Raw genomic sequence first — 24,347 nt, forward strand, 5'->3', positions numbered from 1 at the left:
CCAGTACAAAACTGGACATCCTATTGAGATTGAATAAAATCTGCGCTCTTAAATTGAATGCACCATAAAAGGTAAGATCATGGCTACTCTTGATGTAAACCCACAACGCTACCAAGAACAACTGGCTGAAAAAGTCGAACGTCTCACGGATATGTTCGCGCCATACAACATGCCAGAACTGGAAGTGTTTGAATCACCAGAGCAGCACTACCGCATGCGTGCTGAGTTCCGTGTTTGGCATGAAGGCGAAGATCTTTACTACATCATGTTCAACCAAGAAACTCGTGAGAAGTACCGTGTTGACCAATTCCCTGCAGCAAGCCGTCTGATCAACGACCTGATGCCGCTATTGGTTGAAGCGATGAAAGACAACGACTCACTACGTCGTAAACTGTTCCAAGTGGATTTCCTATCGACGCTAAGTGGTGAGATTCTGGTCTCACTCCTTTACCATCGCCAACTTGATGAAGAGTGGATTGAAAACGCGAAAGCCCTTAAACAGCGTTTAAATGATGAAGGCTTTAACCTAAACATCATTGGTCGCGCTCGTAAGATGAAGATTGTCCTAGACCGAGACTACGTTATCGAGAAGCTCGATGTAAATGGTCAAAGCTACATCTACCAACAAGTAGAGAACAGCTTCACTCAGCCGAACGGCAAAGTCGCAGAGAAGATGCTGGAATGGGCGGTCGACTGTACCCAAGAAAGCACTGGCGACCTACTAGAGCTTTACTGTGGTAACGGTAACTTCTCGCTGGCGTTGGCACAGAATTTCGACCGCGTACTGGCAACTGAGCTAGCGAAGCCATCTGTGGTATCTGCACAGTACAACATCGCCGCCAATAAGATTGATAACGTACAAATCTTACGTCTATCGGCAGAGGAATTTACTCAAGCGATCGAAGGTAAGCGTGAATTCCGTCGTCTACAAGATGCAGGTGTGGATCTGAAGAGCTACAACTGCAACACGATTTTTGTCGATCCACCACGTGCTGGGATGGATGTCGATACTTGTAAAATGGTGCAAGGTTACGAGCGCATCATGTACATCTCTTGTAACCCTGAGACTCTAAAAGAGAACTTGGACATTCTATGCGAAACACACAACGTGACGCGTTTTGCTCTGTTTGACCAATTCCCTTATACCCACCACATGGAAGCAGGTGTAATGCTAGAGCGCATTAAATAAGGGTTTAAAAGGTTTTTAATTGTAGCAAAAATCGCTCTGGGTACGGCTTGGGGTACGGGAGCATCTAAAATGCTCGATTGTTATGATTGGATTTGATGTCAACGCCACCAGCTTTGCTAGTGGCGTTTTTGTTTTAGCTATCACTAAATCCGAAGTCAGTGCGCACTCATTTTTCAGAAACAATCAGTTCTGAGTACTAAAACACCCAGGCTATTTTTTAGTTTGCTTGGTGTACTCCTGCTCTATGAGATACTCAATAAGTTTGTTTTTCTTCATATCAAGTGCTTTAGACAGGTGGTCAATTTTCTTTTGCAGAGACTCCTCCATCTCAAAACTGTAGGCCTTCACCTTTTTAAGCTTGTTCTTCTCTCTATGCTTATATTGATTCCATGAAAGATTCATCTTGTGAATGTACGCACTCTTGCTCATATTTTTCTCATCATAAAGTAGAGAAGCCTTAAAAAAGCTACTGCTACTCCATAGATAAAGGGATATGGCTAAGGATAAGTTAGCCGTATTGTTTGAAGCAGGTATCTCAAATGGTAGAAAAGCACCATCGCTTTCTAGCTTATTTTTTGTCCATTCAGCTCTATCTTCATTCTCTTCTTTTGTTAGCTTGAAGAAAGGAGAACGCTTAAAGTCCAGATATTTGTTTTTTATCTCGTTCATGGCCTCTTGTTGCTTTAATGCATCTTGGATACCAGTTTCTTTAAATAAGTAATGCAAGAATATAGTTGTATGCATTTTCCACTTTGAAGCATGAGGCGAAAACTTTGGTACATATCCAACAACCGCATCATTAGCACTTGTTGAAAAAACCACATCAAAATCTGAGATATTCTTCGCTTTAGTATCTTGCTTATTACACCTAACCACTAGAAGCATGCAATACCATATAAAGTAGGAAGATACGTAGTCACGAGTATCAATCCAGTCATACTCACTGAGCGCAATATTTCTAATTACAAAGTTATCTTTCAGTCTTTGAAGGCAACCTTCCGAATCTTTCTTCACAGCATCTTTGGCAATCATGATTCGAGCATCAATATCATCCTGATTGCTATCTATCGTGATCTCAAAACTAACATCAAAAAGAAACCTAGGGTCATGTTCTACGTTGAATGTCTGTATTAAATTTGCCATATTTATTACTTAGTAATTTTTATGTAATTTTAAAGTATTTCTTATATGTTTTTATAGTATTTTTCAAATAAACAATCTGAAACCTAAACCAAGCTCACATAGGGGAATTGATGTGAGTTTTATGGTTTTCCAGTGGAGGAATATCGAAGGTGTCCTTGTTATGTGACAACGTAAGCTGAATTCATACCAAAAATACACAGTTTTGGTGGATACTATCCCATCCCAAAGCACGTCATAGCAGTAGTCAAACTTCTACAAAGTCGAAGTTTTTATCAGAGTAACTTTTGCAAGTTTTGAAACCACAAGACGCCTTGTGAACAAAGATACGTGACTGGAAGAGGTGAGTAAAAAACTGTCGGTAATAATAGTATTTATATGAATCTTATCTAATAAATTACAACAACCTATCTACCTATTGAGAACACTAACCAATAGGAATGATAGAAATGAACAACAACAGTACAGACAAGCGTTACATCGGCGGTATGCTACTAAGCTGCAACTCGAATAACGGTCCTCTCGACGATAGCTACTTAGCCTCGATAAAACGAACTTTCGATTATGCACTAAGCCAATACCCTAGAACGTTGTTAATGCGATTTGACTTGCACTACCCCGATGGTTATTCAAATGCCAATGTCACAGGTAAACAGATCACTAAGTTCCGAGAGTCCTTTAAAGCGATTATGTGTGCTTACTTAAAACGTAAAAGCCATAACCGCCACTCCGATCCTCGATTTATCTGGTGCAGAGAGATCGTCACTTCAGCGTATCCTCACTATCACGTAGCTGTATTGTTGAATGGTGATGTTTTTAAAGGAGTGGGACCTTACGATGACATTAAGGGCGAGTACATTTCGGGGATGATTGCTAAGGCCTGGGCAAGTGCAACCGGCCTTTCGGTCGAGCAGGCAAGCCGTGCGATTTATTTCCCCAACAACGGTACGTATGAAATCAACAGACGAGACAATACAGAGACCTTTTACAATCAATACAACCAAGCCTTTTACCGTGTCAGCTATTTGGCAAAACTAGAAAGCAAGCTTTTTGGAAACAGAGGAAGAAACTTCGATAGTAGTCGTCATTAGCAAGGCAAAAAAGAAAGGCCCCTGCGGCCTTTCTATAATCTAATCTGTCGTATAGCGGAACTCACCTTCACTGGAAAAGATTTTTATCTCTAAGACTCTACAGCGCGTTGTGGTGACGTATCCGGTTGAATCCCCGTACTTCAGGTCCACTTCAGGATAACGATGCCATACGACCCCATTCGCCTTGCTATCGCTAGATGGCTTTTTGTAGTCGGGATTGCTCAGATTATTGAGTAAGTCATCGGATTGGCTATATTTATTCTTGTTTACAGTCATCTTGGGCATCTCTGGCCAAGCAACCTCACAATTGCCTCGGTTTACTTCAATGCCGAAGATGGTAGAGAAGTCAAAAAGAGACGTCACAAAGATTTTCGTTTTCGTTCCCCATTGAGTATTGATGTCTTTATATTCCACTTTGTAGCCTTAAGCTGACGCATTAAAGGCTAATAACATTGACAGTGCTGCTGTAAGCACAATTGGTTTCATGAGAAGTATCCTTTGAACAGTTATTCAATGAGTTGATATTAAAAGGTGGTTGCGACAACTTATGTCGAAGAGAGGTTGGCTTTGAGAGACGTAACAGTGGAGACGCTATCTACCAGCCAAAGATATAACGTAGACTACCTAAGCATGCCCCTAGTGCGCCGCCAATGATTTTGCCCAGGTGTTTGCCTGTAGCGCCAAACACACTTCCTATTTCTTCGCCGTATTGAGCACCTTGAGTCGTCGTGTCGAAGATTGCCTCCCACAAACTAAGACTGTTTTTTTTGTTGTAATCACTGGCATCGTTGTCTTTCCAATTCTCATGTCGAGGGGAAAGCGTGCGATTCGCCAGTAAGAGCCGTTTATTTTTTGGTAAACGCTCAACAATCAAATACAGCAACTTGGAAAGGTTATAGGGCCGTTGCTTGACCAATCCATCACTGTGCCCCGCAACGTAGTAGACGGGCTTTAGATAAACCCCTGTTGCGCGTAATACGCGTCGATGAACCGAGCGCACCATGGTTTCAAGATAAGTTTTAGACACGGGTGTCGGTGTATTGCTTTCGTAGTCCCAGGATTGATTTCCTTTTAACGCATTATCGGCTTGATTAATGGCGATGATTAAACGGTGCTGTGCTTCTTCGCCTAATGCTGGAATAAGCACATCATTAATCAAGGTGATAGGTGTACCTAAATCGCGTGAGCCACCATCAAGAATCACAAGTACCAAGTCAATCACGAAACGGTTCTGCTCATCTCTGGCTCTCAGCGCATGTTTCAATAAGCGAGCATGGCGTTTGTCTTCTTCTAGGCCATCCCCCAGACCAGGACTATCCCAAAGAATAAGATTGTTCAGACGATATTGCGTAACACCCTGAGTGTGCGGTTCACACCCAATGCCCACTTCTGCAACGCCCATGTCAAAGAGAGCGTTAATCGTTGAACTTTTTCCTGCTCCGGTGGCTCCTGTAATGAGGATGTTGAGCTCGGTGGCTCTCATTTGTTTGAGGTTATCGAGTAACTTGGTGCGAGTACGCTCATTGAGGGATGCCTGGCGTATCTCGCTTTCAAGCGTAGTGAAAAGATCGTGCTGTTCGGACATAAGCGCTCCTTAGTTAGCGTCCGGAAAAATTACAACTAGCTACCTCCTTATGACGAACAAATCATGAGGACAGAAAAATGAGACTAATTCGACTAAAAGAAGTGCTGGATAATACAGGTTTGAGCCGTGCGTATATGTACAAACTCATGGCAGAGGGTAAGTTCCCTAAATCGGTATCACTGGGCTTTCGCAGCGTGGCTTGGGTAGAAAGCGAAGTACAAGACTGGATATTAGAAAGAGTGGCAGAACGAGATGAGCGATTGGGTTTGCCAATGCTAGAACAAGAGGCAGTGGCTTAAGCAATTTTTGTGGTGCATTCCTCTTTTGTAATGCTCCAGACCTCATCACCAAACCCGCGTAACCATCGATCGAGCTGAAGTGAGTCAATCACCGTTGCCGTCACTTGATATCCACCATCAATTAATTCCACGTGCTGATCGATCGACAGCGGCGTTTCGAGTAAGTGATAACCGCTTTCTCTGCCAATACAAAACGACAGTCGTATTTCCTCCCCTTCACCAAAGTAAAAACGCCCATCTAAATCATACCGTTCCAAGTCAAAATCACTTGGATAAGCAAAATCAAACGTAGAGATGCTTGCTTTATGGATACGATGCAATGCCAAAGAACGTTCGTTGGTGTGACCGCGAAAACGGCACACGAGATAAAGACGGCTTCCTTGTTGCGCTAACCCCAATGGCATCACCTCTTTGCTTTTCTGCTCTAGATTGGCATTGGTATAACAAAGGGACAAATAACGATTGTGGAAGAGAGCGTAACTGACCTTCTCAAAAATCTCATTGTCGATGTGGGGAGGAAGCAACGGTACGCCCTCACTAACAAAGCGCACTTTCTTTAGCCATTGACGCTCTTTCACATTGCTGGTGGTGGGAAATAGGTGTTGCTTGGCGTCATTGAAAACCGTGTCGAGAGTTTTCATCAAGTTCACAGGGAGAAGATAACGCAGATAATTTTCCGCCAAGCTCAATAAAACCGCCTCTTGTGGACCGTGTGAGAGCAAATGGCGCGAGCGACGACTATAGCCAAAAGGCTTGTCGCGCATATCCACGTCGACATCATCAAAGAACTGAGCGATATCGGTAAGATTGCGCTGAATGGTTCGCTCTGAACGCACAATGCCCACTTCACTCAGTTGCTGCTGGATCTCTTTGGCTGTGATTTTGCGACTGTTTGGAATGCGCTTATAAATCTCAAGAACCAGCTGGATGTAATGCTGAGAGCGATTAAGCTTAGTATCGTTCATAGATGGCTTTATTTTTAAGCGCACGAGCCCTCACCCATACAAGAGACGAGTAAAGACAATGAGCTAACGAATTGATTAAAGAGAGTTTACGAGGCGCTGCGTTGACTTATGTCGCAGCAGTTTTGCAAGGAAATAAAGAAAGCAGCGGACACGGCAAAGCGCCGTGTCCACTTACCATCATTAACGGTGACGGTTCACCAAGCTTTGAATGGCATCGTCACTATAGCCACGACTTTTAAGCTCCTGGCGAGCAGCCCCAATGGCCCATGTACCGCCTGAACGATTGGCAATAGTGCGCGCTAACTGATCATCACTCTTACGAGCAGCATCCGCTTGCGCTTCTTTCATATCACCGTACGTATCAGAAGCCATCTTCGCTCCCGCTTGTGCGCCTGCTTTAGCAAGCTTTCCAACGTTGTCCCATAATCCCATTAGGTTATCCTTCTTATTAAGTGGTCAATTCCCATGCATAGTACGAACTGGTGCGTTAACTTATGTCGTACCGGATAAGGTTTGTCTTAAAAATGAGCGAGCTAGCCAGTATCCTGAAACCTCAACAGAGGGGCCTCTCATGCAAGACACTCAACACCAAGAACATTACAGTGAGCAATCCTTTTGGGATACGCTCAAACGCTACGCCAAGAAAGCTGGTCGTGAGGTAATTGAAACGGCCTTGATCCTTTACTACTGTGCGAAAGACAGCGATACGCCACGTTGGGCGAAAACCGCAATACTGAGTGCGCTGGGTTACTTTGTCTTACCTATTGATGCCATACCCGATGTATTGGTAGGGGTTGGCTATAGTGATGACATTGGTGTGTTGATGGCGGCTTTGACTTCGGTAGGGGCGCATGTAAAACAAGAACATAAGCAAGAAGCAAAGCAACAACTGGAAGTCTGGCTAGATTGATAAAAAGTTAATGAGAAATCTGAATGTCGTCGTAACACTCCCATTCGACGTACTGAAGAAAGTTTTGCTCCCACATTTGATACAGCTCATCGATACCTGGAGAGCGAATGCTTTGCCATCCCGTGGCGACGGTAAAAGCGACTTGATTGCCAAAGTCAAAATCAATGCATCGCTCTAGCTCCGGATAATAGTTCCCCATATACGCAAAATCGGTAATGTAGAGAATATCAATCGTTTTACCATTCACAATGTTGAGGCCAATTTCAACCGGATGGTATCCCCCTTCTTCCGCGCTATAGCTTTTGTCTCGAAAATGGATAGAAAGGGCATAGCTGGTGGACTGTGTTGATTCCATCGAGGCATGACAATGTTGGTTTAATAACGTCAGAAGCTTATTAGAAACAGGCAGCACTGACGGCGTAAAATTCAGTATAGACATGGCTAGATCTCCTAAAAGTGGCCGAAGTTAAAATGTGATCATGAGTGGTGTTCATCGAAGGTTTGAATCATCGATAACTGAATGTCATCAAAGAGGGACTGAGTAAGGTGTCGAGAGAGCGCGTTCAGCCAAGTATCTAACAGCGCTTTCACTTGCGGGTGTGCGAGACTTGCTGCACCGCTATCTGGTTGATAACACCAAAGATTGAAGAGATGAAAGTAGAGTTCAGGCTCCATCTCACTCGGTTTATTTTCCGAATAAGAAAAACTCGCTAAACAGACGACCTGCCAATCTTCACTGGCCGATGTTCGACGAAATTGAATTTCAATGGGATGAAGCCCCTGCCCCGTCTGGTAATAGCGTTTTTGTCGACAGTTCAGGACCATACGTTGAGCTTGTGGAGGAATCGAATAACGTTGGACTACCAAAAGCAATGCTCGATGAAAGCCATCCAACAGTTCCAGTTCACCCGATGTTTTCTGGATCATAGTAGCCCCCTTTCTGCAAAAGAGATGGCGCTATCACCAACCACGATATGATCAAGAACTCGAATGTCCACCAGCGCCAAAGCCTCTTTAAGCCTTTGCGTAATTTATTTATCGGCTTGGGAAGGAGTGGCATCGCCAGAAGGGTGATTGTGAGCAAAGATGAGCGCGGCGGCATTGACTTTTAAAGCCGCTTTGAGGACTTCTCGGGGATAAACACTTGCTGAATCAATTGTGCCAAAGAACAGCTCTTCAAAGGCAATAAGGCGATGCTGATTATCTAAAAACATCACCGCAAACACCTCTCTTTCATGGTGTTTTAACTTGCAAGATAAATAGGTTTTTGTTGCTTCGGGATTGCAATATTGTTCGCCTCGGAGAGCCCGTGTGGCAAGGATTTCAGCGGCCGCGTCGAGCACCTTATCTGCTGTAACAGGACCATCAAAATAGTAGTTATTTTCGCGCATAAAAAGCTCCTAAAAATGAAACCGTTGAGGTATGCACGAAGATGATATCTATCTGAAATTGTTTTGATTGCTATGGGTCAAATCATGGTACTTTTATCACTAGTATTCTCAAAGTATTTATTGATGTCGTTAAATAGGTCTGATCTTTATGGGTAAGTTGAGTATTCCAAGTCGTAATGTAAACCAATTTGTGTATGACTTTTCTCGTTATAATTACAGTAATGACAAGGAGGAGACGACTACAATTGAACGCGTAAAAAGGATTACTCAAAATGATCGTTCTGATGATGGAATAAAAGAAATTCAGTTAGAGCTTCTTTGGAATGAACTAACCAAAGAAAAGCGCCAAAAGCCCGCAAGACCTACCCAAAGAACTAACAATAACGACAAGCACAAAAATAAAAGTGAGCAGAAAAAGGAACACAGAGCTCAAAGGAAGAAAGATGCCGATGCCAGAAAGCTGCAAAAAAAGGCCAACAACCTAGATAGATCCACTTCACGCACACCGAAAACATTCCAGAGAAAGCCTGAGTCGGCTCAAAAGAGCATGAATAGTTGGTCCAATGCACCATCTTGGAGTGAAGTAAAAAAGCGTTCACCGCAGAATCTAGATCCCACGGTTAAAACGAGCCCTATCGACAAGCTTCCTAATGGTCCGGAAAATCGATTAAAACAAAGTATTTCTCTATTAAGCGTTACCGACAAACTACTTTCTGAGCTTCAGGCAGAACTCGCCATCTATCAGTTGCAATGCGTTTGGAACTGGTCAGATGGAAGTCGGAAATTGGTTTTACGACAAACAGGTACCTCTTTGCCTTATGAGACGATTCAAGGTAAGGATGACAAAGAAAAATTAGAGATACTAAAACGGGCATATAGGCTTTTCACTTTCAAGAGCAACTATACTGGTGAGCAAGAACAAAGGGTCTCTCTGGAGAAACTCGTTAACTTTATGTGGTCTACTCAAATACTGAGATATTCGAGAGACAAGAAGGTATCTCTTCCAAAGAGCATTAAGAAAAAATCTTTTGCATTCACCTCAACAACTTCGCTGCTGCATAAACAACTAAGCTGGAAAAACCTTTCAGCCTTAGAAAAAGCAAATCTGATAATTATGATTCGTTCAAGGATCGGTTTTGCTAAAACAAAAGAACCTCTAGAGGCTGCGTTAGTGCAACCTGACATCTATGAGCAGTTGTTAAAAGAGCGCCCCGAGCTCGCTCCATCGCTTTTATCTTCAGACAATCAAAGTCAATCAGATAAAACGGCAAAGCCAACGAAAGAAACCAGCTCAAGTACAGCCAACCAACAAACCTCTAATGTTGGAGATCCCAATAACGCATTGAGTACCGACGATGAGTTACAATCGAAAGCTCCCTATGGTCCTCATGGACAAGCGAAATCGTTAGAGTTACCCAGTAATACAGTCCTCAAAACCAGTGATTCATCAATAGATAAAACGTCGGTAAAAGCAAACGCCGAAATCAACGCAACAAAAACAGTTCAGAGCACATTTCGTTGGCCCTCTACAATTGCAAACGAAGCAGATGGTTCGCTGCCTGAAAGTCAGTGGCCTCAAATGGGGATGCTCAAAGCAGTGGGATACACAGTAGGTGTATCTGGTTTGGCAGTCTCTTCTCGACTCAAGTTGCTAAAAAACATTTATTGTGAAGAGTTACCATACGTCGACTCAAAGGCATATGTCGCTGAGTGGGGCTCCCCAGAAACGGCTACACGATTAAAAAAAATGGCAGAAACACTGGCTGCTCTTGCAAGAAATGCAAAGCGCAAGAGTGCAAACATGGAAGTGGCGATTCGAGATTGGGAGCATGATCTAACTTGGCTTAAAGATCAATACTACTTGAAGCACAAATATAGCTGGGTCTGGCCAACTTCAACAAATCAAGATGAGAAACCTCACGTCAAAATTATCAAAAAGGAACCTGTTAAGCTCTATCGTTCTTCCCGAGAGTTTTTAACTGAACAGTACACGAATAAAGCGGGTGAGCTTTGCTGTCAGGTCTGCCAGTCGGCCCTGCCTTTTAAACTAACTAACGGTGAGTATTTTTGGGAAGAAACATCTATTTCAAAACAACTGGACTCATCACCCTTCTCTGATTTAGTGCTCTGCCCGAACCATAGGGCGATGTATGAGCACGCGAATGAGAGCGAAGCACAGTTGATCGAACAAATAACAGCAGGGAAAGTAAAAGAGCTCTCATTGAAGCTGGCAGGGAAATCAGAAAAGCTTTTCATAACCAGTGATCACTTAAAACAATTACTGCCTGCTGTAATAAAACTCCAATCAGAGGTTTCTCCATATTCTCAGGTTAGCAAAGGGCTAATGAATGTCAGAAATCTGTACCTATATGAAAGTGATGGGTATTGGCACTTAACGTCTAAGAAACGCGCAATTTTGATATCGCGACCGTCAAAAAATGAAGTAATTGAATGGCTAGAAGGCTTTGATAAATTACGAAACTTCTCTCAACCCTCAAATGTCAAAGAGCAAGAGCCACCTGCAAAAAAGATAAAGGTTAAACCTCTAGCTAAGGGGCCTTCAGCGATACGCTTTGGTACAACAAAAAAGGTTACGCAAACCAGTTCCTATAAAACGGGCTATAAACTTTGTTCCGTCTGCAATGGAGATGGTGGTGTCAATGGAGGCTGTTGGAAATGCGAAGGATCTGGCTGGATGTAAAATAGACATCTACCTGCATATGGGCAGAACAAGCAAAATTTCTTCGTTGAACAAAAACGATAGAACTCATATTGTTTTTCAGGGGAGGGGGTAGTGGAAGCATTCAACCTTAATGCAGCTAAACCACAGGACAAACGAGGAAACTTCAAGTTTGAACGGCTTACTACTGATATCGAAAGCGCCTACTACCTACTAGTAGACCTGTAGTGTTATTGCACAACTTCCTTTGATTTCTGAGGATTATCAGTACAGTTTTCCTAGTAAACCGACTCTCAACCCCAATTCACCTTTTTTGTAATTGGCAAAAAACAAGATAGAAAAACTAGCTTAAGCCGAGGTCCAGCAAGTTCTATGGTCCTTCTAAAATCCACAAGGATAAATAAACTATAGCGGTCCAGATTACTGGCAGAACTCGGTCGGTAAATCACTTAAGGAAATTGAGGCGGAATCCATTTAATGGTATCAGACGCATAAATCATTAGAAACAAGCAAGGGAAGCCAACGCAATATCCTATAGAGATCATTGTCCCCTTCCCTATTTTCCCCTATCCTCTGCCCACAAAACTCCCTCGCGTGTGATGCACACACAACAAGCAACACCACCACATCACATGAACAAAGGGAAAGCATTTTTAAATGAATTTTTCAGGAAAAACTATAATGACAAGTTTAGAACAGCGTAGAGAACTTCAACGCCAGATATGGGCAATTGCCAACGATGTACGCGGCTCTGTCGATGGGTGGGATTTCAAACAATACGTACTCGGCACCTTGTTCTACCGTTTCATTAGCGAAAACTTTGTTGATTATATTACCGGTGGCGACGATAGCATCGACTACGCAGCAATGAACGATAACGATGAAAACATCCTTGCCGCTCAAGATGATGCGATTCGTACCAAGGGCTACTTTATTTTTCCAAGCCAATTGTTTAGTAACGTTGCCGCCAATGCGCACAAGAACGAAAATTTAAACACTGACCTAGCTGCCATTTTTGCGGCAATTGAAAACTCAGCGAATGGCTACGATTCAGAAAAAGACATCAAAGGCTTGTTTGCTGATTTTGACACCACCAGCAACCGCCTTGGTAACACTGTAGAAGCCAAGAACAAACGACTATCTGCCGTACTAAAACGAGTTTCAGCGCTCAACTTCGGCAGCTTCGAAGACAATCAAATCGATCTGTTTGGTGATGCTTACGAGTTCTTAATTTCCAACTACGCGGCCAATGCAGGTAAATCCGGTGGTGAGTTCTTCACGCCTCAAAACGTTTCAAAACTGATCGCTCAGCTCGCAATGCATGGCCAAAACAGAGTGAACAAAATATACGACCCCGCTTGTGGCTCTGGTTCACTATTGCTACAGGCCAAAAAGCACTTTGATAACCATATCATCGAAGAAGGCTTCTTTGGTCAAGAGCTCAATCACACCACCTACAACTTGGCACGTATGAACATGTTTTTGCACAACATCAACTACGACAAGTTTGATATCCAACTGGGTGATACCTTAATCGAGCCACATTTTCTCGATGATAAACCATTCGATGCTATCGTCTCTAACCCACCTTACTCTGTGAAATGGCGTGGCAGTGACGATCCAACACTCATCAATGATGACCGCTTTGCACCTGCTGGTGTACTTGCGCCCAAATCCAAAGCCGACTTTGCCTTTGTGCTGCATGCGCTAAGTTACCTATCAAGCAAAGGCCGTGCGGCAATTGTTTGCTTCCCTGGTATTTTCTACCGTGGTGGCGCTGAGCAGAAAATTCGCCAATACCTAGTGGATAACAACTACGTAGAAACTGTGATTTCGCTGGCACCTAACCTGTTCTTTGGCACCACCATTGCGGTAAATATTTTAGTGCTGTCTAAACACAAAACCGACACCACCACTCAGTTTATTGATGCCAGTGGCTTGTTTAAAAAAGAAACCAATAACAACGTGCTGACCGACCAACACATTGAAGACATCATCAAAGTGTTTGCCAGCAAAGAAAACGTGGACCACCTTGCTAAATCCGTTGATTTGGATGTTATCGCAGGCAATAGCTACAACCTATCGGTGAGCAGTTATGTAGAAGCTAAAGACAACCGCGAGTTAGTGAATATTGCAGAGCTTAATACAGAGCTTAAAACTACCGTCGCTAAAATCGAAGCGCTTCGCAGTGATATTGATGCCATTGTGGCAGAGATTGAAGGTGAGGAGGTTGAGGTATGAACAACCTAACCTATTTAGAGAAACTGTTGGATGGTGTTGATGTTGAATGGAAAAAATTAACTGATGTTTTTCAGCTTAAAAATGGGTATACACCATCAAAATCAAAAAAAGAATTCTGGGAAAATGGAACTGTTCCATGGTTTAGAATGGATGACATCCGAGAAAATGGCCAAGTCCTTGATGGCTCGCTTCAAAAAGTCTCAGAGAGCGCAATCAAAGGTGGAAAGCTATTTCCTGCAAATTCAATAATAATTGCTACATCAGCAACCATTGGAGAGCACGCTTTGGTTCGTGTTCCATTTTTAGCAAATCAGAGATTTACCAATTTAAGTTTAAAGCCTGACTATAAAGACACTTTTAATAGCAAGTTTATTTTCTATTACTGCTTTATTTTGGCAGATTGGTGTAAAAAAAACACAACCATGTCCAGCTTTGCATCTGTTGATATGGATGGATTTAAAAAATTTCTTTTCCCCATCCCATGCCCTGACAACCCAGAAAAATCGTTAGCAATACAAGCCGAAATTGTGCGTATTCTGGATGCATTCACTGAGCTGACCGCTGAGCTGACCGCTGAGCTTAACCTACGCAAAAAACAGTACAACTACTACCGAGATAAGTTGTTGAGTTTTAAATATGATGAGGTTGAGTGGAAGACGTTGGAGGAGGTCGCGCACTTTGCAAATGGAAAAGGGCATGAGAAAGATATATCAGAAGATGGCAAATTTATTGTTGTAAATTCGAAGTTCATCTCCACAGATGGTTTAGTTGCTAAGTACTCACATAGCCAAATATGCCCTCTCTTTAAAGACGATATTCTACTCGTAATGAGTGATCTACCCAATGGCAAAGCTCTCTCAAAAACATTTCTTGTAGATGAAGACGAAAAGTACACGTTAAATCAGCGTATAGGACGGATCACCGTTAAAGATAAGTCTGAAATGTTGCCTAAATTTTTACACTATTTTTTAGATAGAACACCGCAGTTGTTAAAACACAATAATGGCGTTGATCAAACAAATTTACGTAAAGGGCAGATCCTTGAAGTTAAGGTACCAATTATTTCACTCCAAAAACAGACGCATATAGTTAATATCTTAGATAAATTTGATAAGCTCACAAAATCGCTTTCGGAAGGTCTCCCACGCGAAATCGAGTTACGCCAAAAGCAATACGAGTATTATCGCGACTTGTTGTTGAGCTTCCCTAAATCGAATGAGGGGGCGGCGTAGTATGAGTAAGGAACTAAACGAGATAGCCAACGACCTAAAGAAGGCGAATAAAAAAGTACAACTGATTTATGCTTTTAACGGCACAGGTAAAACGCGTTTATCGCGCGCATTTAAAGAATTAGTCGCACCCAAAGATGACGCACAAGAAGAAGGAGATGGCGAAGCAGGCCAACAAGCACCACTGTCACGCCACAAAATTCTCTATTACAACGCATTTACTGAAGACCTCTTCTATTGGGATAACGATCTGGAAGGAGATGCTGAGCCTAAACTAAGGATTCAACCAAATACCTTTACCGATTGGATTCTCAAAGTTCAGGGACAAGAAGCTAACATTACTAAAATTTTCCAGCGTTATAGTAATGACAAGCTCACACCTAATTTCAGCCAAGACTTTAGTCACGTTACATTCTCATTTGAACGAGGCAACGCAGAAAAAGAACCAAATGTAAAAATTTCCAAAGGTGAGGAAAGCAATTTTGTTTGGAGCATTTTTCACGGTCTTTTGGAGCAGGTGATCCGGGTACTCAATAACCCTGAGGAAGAAGATGGTGACGAGTTCCAACAACTAGAGTACGTCTTTATTGATGATCCCGTCAGCTCTTTAGACGAAAATCATTTGATTGAGTTGGCCGTCAATCTAGCAGAGCTGATCAGAACAAGTCCGGACAAGCTTAAGTTTGTTATATCAACCCATAACCCTCTTTTTTACAATGTCTTGCACAATGAACTAAATAAGAAAACGTGTTATCTATTACAAAAATTTGAAGACGGCAGTTTTGAACTAAAAGAGAAGCAGGGGGGCGCAAATACCAGCTTTTCGTATCATTTGTATATCAAGCAATTGATTGAAAAGGCAATATCTGACAACGAAGTACAACGATTCCACTTCAACTTATTACGAAACCTGTATGAAAAGGTCGCGGCATTTTTGGGCTACTCGGATTGGACAGCGCTCCTCCCTGAGAATCGCGAACTGTATGCTAAACGAGTGATGCATTTTTACAGTCATCGCTCCTTGTCAAATGAAGAAGTTGCAGAACCCACAGAACCAGAAAAGCAGACAGTAAAATTTCTGCTTGAACATTTATTAAATAACTACGGTTTTAAACTGCAAGGAGAAGCGAATGCCTAACCTCAGCCTACAAGACCAAACCTCAGAGTTCTTACTCTATACCGCGCCTAATGGCGATGTAAAAGTCGAAGTGTTACTCAGTGGTGAAACCATTTGGCTCACTCAAAAACGCATTGCACAGCTGTTTGGTGTGGGTGTGCCTGCCATTTCAAAGCACTTAGATAATATTTACGATTCAGGCGAACTGCAACGCGAGGCAACTATTTCCATTTTGGAAACAGTTCAACAAGAAGGCAAACGCGAAGTTAAACGCAAGCTGGAGTACTACAACCTAGATGCGGTGATTTCAGTAGGCTACCGAGTGAACTCAGCACAAGCGACGCAGTTTCGTATTTGGGCGACTCAGTTGATTAAGGACTACATCATCAAAGGCTTTGCCATGGATGATGAACGCCTTAAAAATGGCCGCTTCTTTGGCAAAGATTACTTTAAAGAGCTATTAGAACGCGTTCGCTCTATTCGTGCCAGTGAGCGACGTATTTACCAACAAATCACCGATATTTTTGCTGAATGCAGTATTGATTACGATCCTAAATCAGAAACCACTCGTCTGTTTTATGCTCATGTACAAGACAAATTTCACTTCGCTATTACAGGGCACACAGCAGCGGAAATCATCGCATTGAAGGCAGACGCCAACCAACCATTAATGGGCATGACGACATACAAAAACGCCCCTTCAGGTCGTGTGTTAAAATCGGATACCACTGTTGCCAAAAACTACCTTAGTGAAGACGAGATCAAAAAACTTGAACGTGCCGTTTCGGCTTTTTTTGATTACATTGAAGGCATTATTGAACGTAGAAATACCTTTACCATGGAGGCGTTCGCCGAAAGCGTCAATAAGTTTTTGACCTTTAATGAGTACCAGGTACTTGAAGGTTACGGCAGCGTTTCACGCAAGGCTGCTGAGCAAAAAGCTCATGCCGAATATGAGCAATTTAACAAACAACAAAAGATCGAGTCTGACTTTGATCGTGAAGTAAAGAAGTTGCTCAATGATGGTAGAAAGAAAAAGGACTAGATAAATGACCACCTCCTACAAAAGTATTGCGGAATCCAATAATTTTATTGTCCTAGATCGATATACCAAGCAATGGCAAGTCAATGACAGCTATCAGAGCGAAAGTGATTTAGAGCGTGAGTTAATCCAAGATTTAACTCAACAAGGCTACGAGTATGTGCCTAACCTCACAACACCTGACGCCATGATGGCCAATGTCCGTACGCAACTACAAACGCTCAATAAAACCACGTTTACTGACGCGGAGTGGTTGCGTTTTCAGGAGCAATATTTAAATACCCCAAGCGACAACATTATCGACAAAACCCGTAAGGTTCACAGCGACTACATTTACGATTTTGTCTTTGATGATGGTCATATTGAAAATATCTATCTGTTTGACAAAAAAACGATTTCACGAAACAAAGTACAGGTGATCAAGCAGTTTGAGCAAACTGGCAGCCATGCGAATCGCTATGATGTGACTATATTGGTCAATGGATTGCCTTTAGTCCAAATCGAGCTTAAAAAGCGTGGTGTGGCCATTCGCGAAGCATTCAACCAAATACATCGTTACAGCAAAGAGAGCTTTAATGCAGAAAATTCTCTGTATAAGTTCTTGCAGTTATTCGTGATCTCCAATGGCACCGATACACGCTATTTTGCAAATACCACCAAACGAGATAAAAACAGTTTTGACTTCACCATGAACTGGGCGGAGTCAAACAACAAATTGATCAAAGATCTAAAAGATTTTACTGCCACGTTTTTCCAAAAAGAGACGCTACTGGAAGTGATTTTGCGCTATTCAGTATTTGATATCAGCAATACTTTGCTGGTGATGCGCCCTTATCAAATCGCCGCCACAGAACGTATTTTATGGAAAATCAAGAGTGCATTTAACAGTAAGAGCTGGAGCAATACCAAGAGTGGCGGCTACATTTGGCACACCACTGGATCAGGTAAAACGCTCACCAGTTTCAAAGCGGCTCGCTTGGCTACTGATTTAGACTTTATTGATAAAGTTTTCTTTGTCGTAGACCGAAAAGACCTCGACTATCAAACGATGAAAGAATATCAGCGTTTTTCGCCTGATAGCGTCAATGGTTCCGACAGCACCGCAGGGCTTAAACGCAATCTGGATAAAGACGACAATAAAATCATTGTCACCACCATTCAAAAGCTCAACAACCTGATCAAAAGTGAAAAAGACTTACCTATCTACAACAAGCAAGTAGTGTTTATTTTTGATGAATGCCATCGCAGCCAATTTGGTGAAGCACAGAAAAACTTAAAGAAGAAGTTTAAAAAGTACTACCAGTTCGGCTTTACTGGCACTCCTATCTTTGCTGGCTACAATGCCCTCGGCGCAGAAGATACGGCTTCTGTATTTGGCGAACAATTACATACCTATGTCATTACCGATGCTATTCGTGATGAAAAAGTCCTGAAATTCAAAGTGGACTACAATGATGTGCGTCCTCAATTCAAAAGCATTGAAACAGAGCAAGACGAACAGAAACTGAGTGCTTCAGAGACCAAGCAAGCTTTCTTGCACCCAATGCGAATACGTGAAATCTCACAGTACATCTTGAATCATTTCAATCAAAAAACGCACAGAGCCTACTCTGGCGCTAAAGGTTTTAATGCCATGTTCGCAGTGAGTAGCGTTGACGCTGCCAAAGCCTATTATGAAACCTTCAAGACCCTACAAAGTGAAGCGTGTAATGGCGTAGCAACTAAGCCACTTCGTATTGCGACCATCTTCTCGTTCTCTGCTAACGAGGAGCAGGATGCGATTGGTGATATCGCAGATGAAAACTTTGAAGTTACAGCGATGAATAGCAGCGCCAAAGAGTTTTTGAGTGCCGCGATTGCAGATTACAACGCGTTATTTAAAAGCAATTATGGGGTAGATAGTAACGGCTTTCAAAACTACTACCGCGACCTTGCTCAACGGGTGAAAAATCAAGAAATAGACCTGCTGATCGTGGTAGGGATGTTTTTAACAGGATTCGACGCCCCAACACTTAACACTTTGTTTGTGGATAAGAACTTACGCTATCACGGTTTGATGCAAGCATTCTCGCGTACTAACCGTATTTACGATGCGACAAAGACCTTCGGCAACATTGTGACGTTTAGAGATTTAGAGCAAGCGACTATTGACGCCATTACCTTATTTGGGGATGACAACACCAGAAATGTATTACTCGAAAAGAGTTACAAAGAATACATGGAAGGATTCCAAGATCTCCTTACCGATCAATATCGTCGCGGTTTTGTAGAGATCGTCAATGAACTACAAACGCGCTTTCCTGATCCTCAATCAATTGAGAAAGAAGAAGATAAAAAAGCCTTTGCTAAGCTGTTTGGCGAGTATCTAAAAGCAGAGAACATCCTACAAAACTACGATGAGTTTGCAGGCTTAAAAGCACTACAAAGCTTGGACATTAAGGATGAGCAGGCTGTTGAGGAGTTTAAGGCTAAATACTACCTCAACGATGATGACATTGAAAAAATGCAAGCGATCGCTATGCCAAGTGAGCGTGCAATTCAGGACTATCGTTCAACCTACAACGACACTCGTGACTGGTTACGCCGCCAAAAAGAAGGTAAAGATCAAGACAAACCTTCTACCGTAGATTGGAATGATGTGGTTTTTGAAGTTGATTTACTTAAATCTCAAGAAATTAATCTCGACTACATTCTGGGGCTAATTTTTGAACACAACAAGAAGAGTAAAACGAAAGAAGGTTTGATCGAGGAAATTCGTCGCCTGATACGGAGTAGCTTAGGAAACAGAGCAAAGGAAAGCTTAATAGTAGACTTTATTAATAAAACAAATCTTGATGAAATCACTGACAAAGCCAGCATTATCGATTCGTTTTACAAATTCGCGCAAGAAGAATTAAAGCGTGAAGCCAATGATATTATTGTGTCTGAAAAGCTCAAGGAAGATGCAGCTAAGCGCTACATCGCGTCATCACTCAAACGAAGCTATGCCTCTGAAAATGGTACAGCTCTGACTGATGCACTGCCTAAGTTAAGCCCACTAAACCCACAGTATCGGACACAAAAGCAAACGGTTTTCCAGAAAATCGCGGCTTTTGTTGAAAAATTCAAAGGGATTGGGGAAACAATCTAACATAGTGAGATCAATGTCAGATCGCATTATTATCAACAACGGGAGCTTGATGCTCCCGTTCTTTTTTATTTTTTGTGCCATATCGCTATGCCGATTTCGACGCAGACAGAGGCACTACATTGGCAACCGTCAGAGATTGTAACTTCTCGCCCCAGGCTTGTAATACCACTAACTGTTCTTCAAGGTAATCGTGATGATTGTATACCCGCAACATACCTGGTAGCTGGTGGCCAACCGTCTTTTCAATCGCCACAATATCTAACCCCATTTCACTGCAACGACTGATAAAGGTGCGGCGCAGATCGTGTGGTGAGAAACGCTCAAAATCATCCGGTAAGTTACGTTTAATTAGCGCACGTACTGCTGCGGGTTCCTGAACCTTATCGGCCAAAAGCTGAGGCCAAACAAGTTTCCATTTGCTTGGTAGGCTCTCACGCTGCTCTTTAAGAAGCGCCAACAGGTAATCGCTTAATGGTACTTTCCGACTCTCCTGACTTTTGGTGTGGCGCTCCTCAGAGCTGGCAGGTAACAACCATACCTTTTCTTGCCAATCTATCTCACTCCAGTGCATTTCAAGCACGGCACTAATACGTTGCCCACACCCAAGCAAAAACTGCATTAAACGGACGTTAGAAGGCTCTGTACGCCAAGAAGGCAAACTGGTTAGCAAAGTCTTCAACTCTGAAAAGCTCAAATTGCGCTTGGTGACTTTAGAACCACCACCGACATCCTTGGATTTCAAATGTGGTGCAGGGTGTGCACCAATCATATTCAAAGCTAGCGCATGGTTGATCACCTGATTGATAATTCTATGGCATGCACTAATCGCACCCGCTTTTCGCTGTCCATTCTCATCAACCTTTGCATCAAATACTTTATTAAGATCATGAATTCTCAACTCTTCTAGTTTGATGTGACCAAGAAATGGTTTGATATCCCGGCTATAGGTTGCCCTCGCTTGTTCTCCTCGTAGCTGCTTGGACAAACGCTTCTCGTCAAAACTGGCAAAAGCATCATCAAAAGTTTTTGCTTCCTCTTGCTCGCGCTGTTCACGTGCCAGTTCCTGCTTCGGATTTTTATTGTTTTCCAGCCAGCTACGGTAACGCCCCGCTTCTGTTCGAGCCTGTTCAAGTGTCATCCCCGTTTCCGGTTTCAACTTAACATACCGCCCCATGGTGATTTTTTCGTGTTTGTTACCAGCCTGAAAGCGAAAGATCCAAGTCATCGTGCCCGTTGGTCGAACGCGAATATTCAATCCTTCGATTTTCTTATCTGGAATTAAGTATTCCTTGCCTTGTGGCTTCAATGCTTTCAATGTGGCATTCGTACTAATTTTATCGACTGGCTTGATCATGACTGAAAAACCTCTGTATTTCTGGGTACGGCGTGGGGTACGGGGAAAGACGAGTTTTCATTGTACGGCTAAAGACGTCCTTGGACAATTAACAATTAAAATTCAATTAAAAACAACACATTAAAATGCAAAGTTGGATTTTATAAGACATTACAAGATTCAGAGTTTGATTTACCCACCACATGGAAGCTGGCGTGCTATTGGAACGTAAAGCTTAGTCCACCAGCTTCAGACAAAAAAAAGCGAGCTCAATGGCTCGCTTTTTTTAATTTGATTCGTTTGCTTATTCCGCAGAAGTCTTCTTGCTGACAAAACCTAGCTTCTTACCAATCCATGCGAGTAAGATCATTGAAACCATGATCGCGAAGAAGTTTGAGCCTGCTTCTGGGTATTGCGCTTTAATAAACGCAGAGTGACCAAACGCACCTACGAAGAAACACGCCAAGCCAACTAATGGGATATCTTCTGATACCGGATTATTTAGGTACTCTTGGTAAAGAGCTTGTACAGCCAGTACGAGTGCAATCAATGGGAAGATTGAAAAAGACACTTCACTCATGGTCAACCATGACAACAAAGCATCACCACACATACCTGCAACCAGTGCCAAAATCAGCGTTTTCTTTTCAGATTTATTTCCATTCGACATTATTCTATCCCGCCTTTTAATCGGTTACGTTCACGTTCTTTGCGATACCAATAGGCCCCTTTGGCTATCATTCGCAATTGCATGATCAATCGCTCGGCGAGTTCATCGCGCTCACGTCGATCTAAATCTAAAGCTTCAGCCCCCGAACTGAAAACCAAAGTCACAGACGCTTCTGCTTGAGTATACGCCTCTTCTCTGGTCACGCCGGTGCTCATTAAATACTCGGTTAATTCTGCCGCAAAATGCTGGATTTCTCGAGCAACAGCGGTACGAAATTCAGCAGAAGTGCCGGAGCGCTCACGCAACAACAAACGAAAAACGTTCGGACTACTTTCAATGAATTCCATAAAGGTTTCGACCGAGGTACGAATTACGCTACCTTCTTTCACAATACGTTGACGCGCCTGACGCATCAGTTGGCGTAGTAGCAAACCGCCTTCATCAACCATGGTTAAGCCTAGCTCATCCATATCTTTGAAGTGACGATAAAAAGAAGTCGGTGCAATCCCTGCCTCTCGGGCGACTTCTCGCAAGCTAAGGCTGGAAAAGCTGCGATCCGCACTTAACTGACTAAATGCCGCATCGATCAATGATCGACGTGTCTTCTCTTTTTGCTGTGCGCGGATTCCCATCGATTTCATTCTTAACTTGCTCTTTTTCTATAGGGTACAAGAGCCTCAATATAACGCAATTTGCTCCTACGGAGAAAGATATGTTGCTTCGCTCGCTCTGAGCGCCGAGAACGTTACTATTGGCATGCATCTAATTGCAATGTTCTCGATGCAATTTATAGACATACAACATACCAAATCACCCTTTTGGTCGATTCTGCGTGATCACTTCCACTCTCTAACAGGCATTACGTGTACCAATAGAGTAAATGAGTTAAAATCGCGCTAAAGCAATGTTAAGCAAATATAACAAGGAAGGCATCATGGCGCATGTTAATCACTATGACGTGATCGTAATCGGTAGTGGCCCTGGCGGAGAAGGGGCTGCAATGGGATTAACCAAAGCGGGACTGAATGTTGCCATTGTCGAGAAAGAAAGCAGTGTCGGCGGCGGTTGTACTCACTGGGGTACCATTCCATCAAAAGCACTGCGTCATGCCGTTAGCCGCATCATCGAATTTAATAGCAACCCGCTATTTTGTCGAAACAACACCAGCGTTCATGCAACATTTTCTGACATTTTAGGTCATGCTAAATCGGTCATTGATAAGCAAACTCGACTTCGTCAGGGCTTTTATGACCGTAACTCATGCACACTTTTGTTCGGAACCGCGCGATTTATCGATAACTACTCAATTGCAGTGATGCAAAGCGACGGTACAGAAGAAATCTATTCTGCGGATAAGTTTGTCATCGCGACGGGTTCTCGCCCGTATCAGCCTAACGACGTAGATTTCTTGCATGAGCGCATCTACGACAGTGATTCCATTTTGAGCCTGCAACACGACCCTCGCCATATCATCATTTACGGTGCGGGCGTTATCGGTTGTGAATACGCTTCTATCTTCCGCGGCCTTGGAGTGAAAACCGACCTTATCAATACCCGCGACCGCTTGTTGGAGTTTTTGGATAACGAAGTGTCAGATGCGCTGTCTTACCACTTCTGGAACAGCGGTGTAGTAATTCGTAATGATGAGACCTATGAAAAAATCGAAGGCACAGAAGATGGCGTGATTATTCACCTACAATCTGGCAAGAAGATGAAGGCAGACTGCTTGTTGTATGCGAATGGTCGAACAGGTAACACCGATAAGTTGAATTTGGGTGCAGTGGGTCTGGAAGCGGACTCTCGCGGACAACTAAAAGTAAACCGTAACTACCAAACCGATATCGAACACATTTACGCTGTAGGCGATGTCATCGGTTACCCTAGCCTTGCAAGCGCCGCTTATGACCAAGGGCGATTTGTCGCACAAGCCATTACGAAAGGTCAGGCAGAAAACTACCTGATTGATGATATTCCAACGGGTATCTACACCATCCCAGAGATTAGCTCTGTGGGTAAAACCGAGCAAGAGCTAACAGCTGCGAAAGTACCGTATGAAGTAGGACGCTCTTCGTTCAAGCATCTAGCTCGTGCACAGATCGCAGGGAAAGACATCGGCAGCTTGAAGATATTGTTCCATCGTGAAACCAAAGAAATTTTAGGGATTCACTGCTTTGGCGAACGTGCTGCGGAAATTATCCACATCGGTCAAGCCATTATGGAGCAAAAAGGCTCAGCGAATACCATCGAGTATTTCGTCAATACCACCTTCAACTATCCAACAATGGCCGAAGCGTATCGTGTCGCTGCGTTGAATGGTTTGAACCGCTTGTTCTAA

At 42.9% G+C, this 24,347-nt stretch carries 21 protein-coding genes and 1 pseudogene; 11 read left to right on the forward strand and 11 right to left on the reverse strand.

Going from position 1 to position 24,347, the window contains the following annotated elements:
* Nucleotides 1-79 precede the first annotated feature (79 nt).
* Nucleotides 80-1,189: a tRNA (uridine(54)-C5)-methyltransferase TrmA gene (gene trmA / locus N646_RS10040; protein ID WP_017821274.1), complete on the forward strand. Its 1,110-nt coding sequence runs from the start codon at nucleotides 80-82 to the stop codon at nucleotides 1,187-1,189.
* A gap of 210 nt (nucleotides 1,190-1,399) precedes the next feature.
* Here the strand turns inward: trmA and N646_RS10045 are convergent, their stop codons facing one another.
* Nucleotides 1,400-2,332 (reverse strand): hypothetical protein, encoded by a 933-nt coding sequence (locus N646_RS10045; RefSeq protein ID WP_017821275.1) that lies wholly within the window; start codon nucleotides 2,330-2,332, stop codon nucleotides 1,400-1,402.
* A 446-nt stretch (nucleotides 2,333-2,778) separates the two neighbouring features.
* On the opposite strand from N646_RS10045, the gene N646_RS10050 reads away from it, so the two are divergent.
* A complete protein-coding gene (locus N646_RS10050) occupies nucleotides 2,779-3,420 on the forward strand; it encodes an inovirus Gp2 family protein (protein WP_017821276.1) in 642 nt (213 codons plus the stop codon).
* Between the two features lie 39 nt (nucleotides 3,421-3,459).
* Here the strand turns inward: N646_RS10050 and N646_RS10055 are convergent, their stop codons facing one another.
* Together N646_RS10055 and N646_RS10060 are read right to left on the reverse strand one after the other, a co-directional pair.
* Nucleotides 3,460-3,834, reverse strand: a complete 375-nt coding sequence (locus N646_RS10055; protein ID WP_017821277.1) for a hypothetical protein — start codon at nucleotides 3,832-3,834, stop codon at nucleotides 3,460-3,462.
* A 181-nt stretch (nucleotides 3,835-4,015) separates the two neighbouring features.
* A complete protein-coding gene (locus N646_RS10060; protein ID WP_017821278.1) occupies nucleotides 4,016-5,005 on the reverse strand; it encodes a GTPase family protein in 990 nt (329 codons plus the stop codon).
* Between the two features lie 77 nt (nucleotides 5,006-5,082).
* Here N646_RS10060 and N646_RS10065 point away from each other — a divergent pair, with 77 nt between their 5' ends.
* On the forward strand, nucleotides 5,083-5,304 hold the full coding sequence (locus N646_RS10065) for a helix-turn-helix transcriptional regulator (RefSeq protein WP_005378664.1): 222 nt from the start codon (nucleotides 5,083-5,085) through the stop codon (nucleotides 5,302-5,304).
* On the opposite strand, the gene N646_RS10070 is transcribed toward N646_RS10065, so the two are convergent.
* A complete protein-coding gene (locus N646_RS10070) occupies nucleotides 5,301-6,269 on the reverse strand; it encodes a helix-turn-helix transcriptional regulator (RefSeq protein ID WP_017821279.1) in 969 nt (322 codons plus the stop codon). The two genes, N646_RS10065 and N646_RS10070, sit on opposite strands and share 4 nt — an antisense overlap.
* 180 nt (nucleotides 6,270-6,449) lie before the next feature.
* Nucleotides 6,450-6,701: a hypothetical protein gene (locus N646_RS10075; RefSeq protein ID WP_017821280.1), complete on the reverse strand. Its 252-nt coding sequence runs from the start codon at nucleotides 6,699-6,701 to the stop codon at nucleotides 6,450-6,452.
* A 139-nt stretch (nucleotides 6,702-6,840) separates the two neighbouring features.
* Here N646_RS10075 and N646_RS10080 point away from each other — a divergent pair, with 139 nt between their 5' ends.
* Nucleotides 6,841-7,179, forward strand: a complete 339-nt coding sequence (locus tag N646_RS10080) for a YkvA family protein (protein ID WP_017821281.1) — start codon at nucleotides 6,841-6,843, stop codon at nucleotides 7,177-7,179.
* 7 nt (nucleotides 7,180-7,186) lie between these two features.
* On the opposite strand, the gene N646_RS10085 is transcribed toward N646_RS10080, so the two are convergent.
* The 3 genes and pseudogenes from N646_RS10085 to radC all read right to left on the reverse strand — a co-directional run bounded on the left by N646_RS10085 (nucleotide 7,187) and on the right by radC (nucleotide 8,570).
* The gene (locus N646_RS10085) at nucleotides 7,187-7,618 is read right to left on the reverse strand and encodes a DUF2787 family protein (RefSeq protein ID WP_017821282.1); all 432 of its coding nucleotides are present in this window, start codon (nucleotides 7,616-7,618) and stop codon (nucleotides 7,187-7,189) included.
* 38 nt (nucleotides 7,619-7,656) lie between these two features.
* Nucleotides 7,657-8,106: a DUF2787 family protein gene (locus N646_RS10090; RefSeq protein ID WP_017821283.1), complete on the reverse strand. Its 450-nt coding sequence runs from the start codon at nucleotides 8,104-8,106 to the stop codon at nucleotides 7,657-7,659.
* Nucleotides 8,103-8,570, reverse strand: a pseudogene (gene radC, locus N646_RS10095) (RadC family protein). The gene N646_RS10090 and the pseudogene radC overlap by 4 nt, the downstream one beginning before the upstream one ends.
* A 148-nt stretch (nucleotides 8,571-8,718) precedes the next feature.
* Between radC and N646_RS10100 the strand changes: the two are divergent.
* From N646_RS10100 to N646_RS10125, 6 genes are all read left to right on the forward strand, one after another.
* Nucleotides 8,719-11,271, forward strand: a complete 2,553-nt coding sequence (locus N646_RS10100; protein WP_017821284.1) for a hypothetical protein — start codon at nucleotides 8,719-8,721, stop codon at nucleotides 11,269-11,271.
* A 660-nt stretch (nucleotides 11,272-11,931) separates the two neighbouring features.
* Nucleotides 11,932-13,491 (forward strand): type I restriction-modification system subunit M, encoded by a 1,560-nt coding sequence (locus N646_RS10105; RefSeq protein WP_017821285.1) that lies wholly within the window; start codon nucleotides 11,932-11,934, stop codon nucleotides 13,489-13,491.
* Entirely contained in the window at nucleotides 13,488-14,723 is a 1,236-nt protein-coding gene (locus tag N646_RS10110; protein ID WP_017821286.1) for a restriction endonuclease subunit S, read from the forward strand. Before N646_RS10105 ends, N646_RS10110 begins: the two co-directional genes overlap by 4 nt.
* A gap of 1 nt (nucleotide 14,724) precedes the next feature.
* Nucleotides 14,725-15,858, forward strand: a complete 1,134-nt coding sequence (locus tag N646_RS10115) for an AAA family ATPase (RefSeq protein ID WP_017821287.1) — start codon at nucleotides 14,725-14,727, stop codon at nucleotides 15,856-15,858.
* A complete protein-coding gene (locus tag N646_RS10120) occupies nucleotides 15,851-16,882 on the forward strand; it encodes a virulence RhuM family protein (protein WP_017821288.1) in 1,032 nt (343 codons plus the stop codon). The genes N646_RS10115 and N646_RS10120 overlap by 8 nt, the downstream gene beginning before the upstream one ends.
* A gap of 4 nt (nucleotides 16,883-16,886) precedes the next feature.
* Entirely contained in the window at nucleotides 16,887-20,009 is a 3,123-nt protein-coding gene (locus N646_RS10125) for a type I restriction endonuclease subunit R (protein ID WP_017821289.1), read from the forward strand.
* Nucleotides 20,010-20,094: 85 nt separating this feature from the next.
* On the opposite strand, the gene N646_RS10130 is transcribed toward N646_RS10125, so the two are convergent.
* The 3 genes from N646_RS10130 to fabR all read right to left on the reverse strand — a co-directional run bounded on the left by N646_RS10130 (nucleotide 20,095) and on the right by fabR (nucleotide 22,653).
* Nucleotides 20,095-21,363, reverse strand: a complete 1,269-nt coding sequence (locus N646_RS10130) for a tyrosine-type recombinase/integrase (protein WP_017821290.1) — start codon at nucleotides 21,361-21,363, stop codon at nucleotides 20,095-20,097.
* 283 nt (nucleotides 21,364-21,646) lie between these two features.
* Complete coding sequence (locus N646_RS10135) at nucleotides 21,647-22,012, reverse strand: YijD family membrane protein (protein WP_005378634.1); 366 nt, start codon at nucleotides 22,010-22,012, stop codon at nucleotides 21,647-21,649.
* Nucleotides 22,012-22,653: an HTH-type transcriptional repressor FabR gene (gene fabR / locus N646_RS10140; RefSeq protein ID WP_005378632.1), complete on the reverse strand. Its 642-nt coding sequence runs from the start codon at nucleotides 22,651-22,653 to the stop codon at nucleotides 22,012-22,014. Before fabR ends, N646_RS10135 begins: the two co-directional genes overlap by 1 nt.
* Nucleotides 22,654-22,946: 293 nt before the next feature.
* On the opposite strand from fabR, the gene sthA reads away from it, so the two are divergent.
* Nucleotides 22,947-24,347, forward strand: a complete 1,401-nt coding sequence (sthA, locus tag N646_RS10145) for a Si-specific NAD(P)(+) transhydrogenase (RefSeq protein ID WP_017821291.1) — start codon at nucleotides 22,947-22,949, stop codon at nucleotides 24,345-24,347.

Source organism: Vibrio alginolyticus NBRC 15630 = ATCC 17749 (genome assembly GCF_000354175.2).
In the GTDB taxonomy this organism is placed as follows: Bacteria; Pseudomonadota; Gammaproteobacteria; order Enterobacterales; family Vibrionaceae; genus Vibrio; species Vibrio alginolyticus.

Excerpts from the sequence above, each read along its gene's own strand:
- N646_RS10135 (WP_005378634.1), bottom strand. The coding sequence starts at position 22,012 with ATGTCGAATGGAAATAAATCTGAAAAGAAAACGCTGATTTTGGCACTG.
- N646_RS10105 (WP_017821285.1), top strand. The coding sequence starts at position 11,932 with ATGACAAGTTTAGAACAGCGTAGAGAACTTCAACGCCAGATATGGGCA.
- N646_RS10125 (WP_017821289.1), top strand. The coding sequence starts at position 16,887 with ATGACCACCTCCTACAAAAGTATTGCGGAATCCAATAATTTTATTGTC.
- N646_RS10115 (WP_017821287.1), top strand. The coding sequence starts at position 14,725 with ATGAGTAAGGAACTAAACGAGATAGCCAACGACCTAAAGAAGGCGAAT.
- N646_RS10100 (WP_017821284.1), top strand. The coding sequence starts at position 8,719 with ATGGGTAAGTTGAGTATTCCAAGTCGTAATGTAAACCAATTTGTGTAT.
- N646_RS10130 (WP_017821290.1), bottom strand. The coding sequence starts at position 21,363 with ATGATCAAGCCAGTCGATAAAATTAGTACGAATGCCACATTGAAAGCA.
- N646_RS10050 (WP_017821276.1), top strand. The coding sequence starts at position 2,779 with ATGAACAACAACAGTACAGACAAGCGTTACATCGGCGGTATGCTACTA.
- N646_RS10120 (WP_017821288.1), top strand. The coding sequence starts at position 15,851 with ATGCCTAACCTCAGCCTACAAGACCAAACCTCAGAGTTCTTACTCTAT.
- N646_RS10090 (WP_017821283.1), bottom strand. The coding sequence starts at position 8,106 with ATGATCCAGAAAACATCGGGTGAACTGGAACTGTTGGATGGCTTTCAT.
- N646_RS10065 (WP_005378664.1), top strand. The coding sequence starts at position 5,083 with ATGAGACTAATTCGACTAAAAGAAGTGCTGGATAATACAGGTTTGAGC.
- N646_RS10060 (WP_017821278.1), bottom strand. The coding sequence starts at position 5,005 with ATGTCCGAACAGCACGATCTTTTCACTACGCTTGAAAGCGAGATACGC.
- N646_RS10085 (WP_017821282.1), bottom strand. The coding sequence starts at position 7,618 with ATGTCTATACTGAATTTTACGCCGTCAGTGCTGCCTGTTTCTAATAAG.
- sthA (WP_017821291.1), top strand. The coding sequence starts at position 22,947 with ATGGCGCATGTTAATCACTATGACGTGATCGTAATCGGTAGTGGCCCT.
- fabR (WP_005378632.1), bottom strand. The coding sequence starts at position 22,653 with ATGAAATCGATGGGAATCCGCGCACAGCAAAAAGAGAAGACACGTCGA.
- trmA (WP_017821274.1), top strand. The coding sequence starts at position 80 with ATGGCTACTCTTGATGTAAACCCACAACGCTACCAAGAACAACTGGCT.
- N646_RS10080 (WP_017821281.1), top strand. The coding sequence starts at position 6,841 with ATGCAAGACACTCAACACCAAGAACATTACAGTGAGCAATCCTTTTGG.
- N646_RS10110 (WP_017821286.1), top strand. The coding sequence starts at position 13,488 with ATGAACAACCTAACCTATTTAGAGAAACTGTTGGATGGTGTTGATGTT.
- N646_RS10070 (WP_017821279.1), bottom strand. The coding sequence starts at position 6,269 with ATGAACGATACTAAGCTTAATCGCTCTCAGCATTACATCCAGCTGGTT.
- N646_RS10045 (WP_017821275.1), bottom strand. The coding sequence starts at position 2,332 with ATGGCAAATTTAATACAGACATTCAACGTAGAACATGACCCTAGGTTT.
- N646_RS10075 (WP_017821280.1), bottom strand. The coding sequence starts at position 6,701 with ATGGGATTATGGGACAACGTTGGAAAGCTTGCTAAAGCAGGCGCACAA.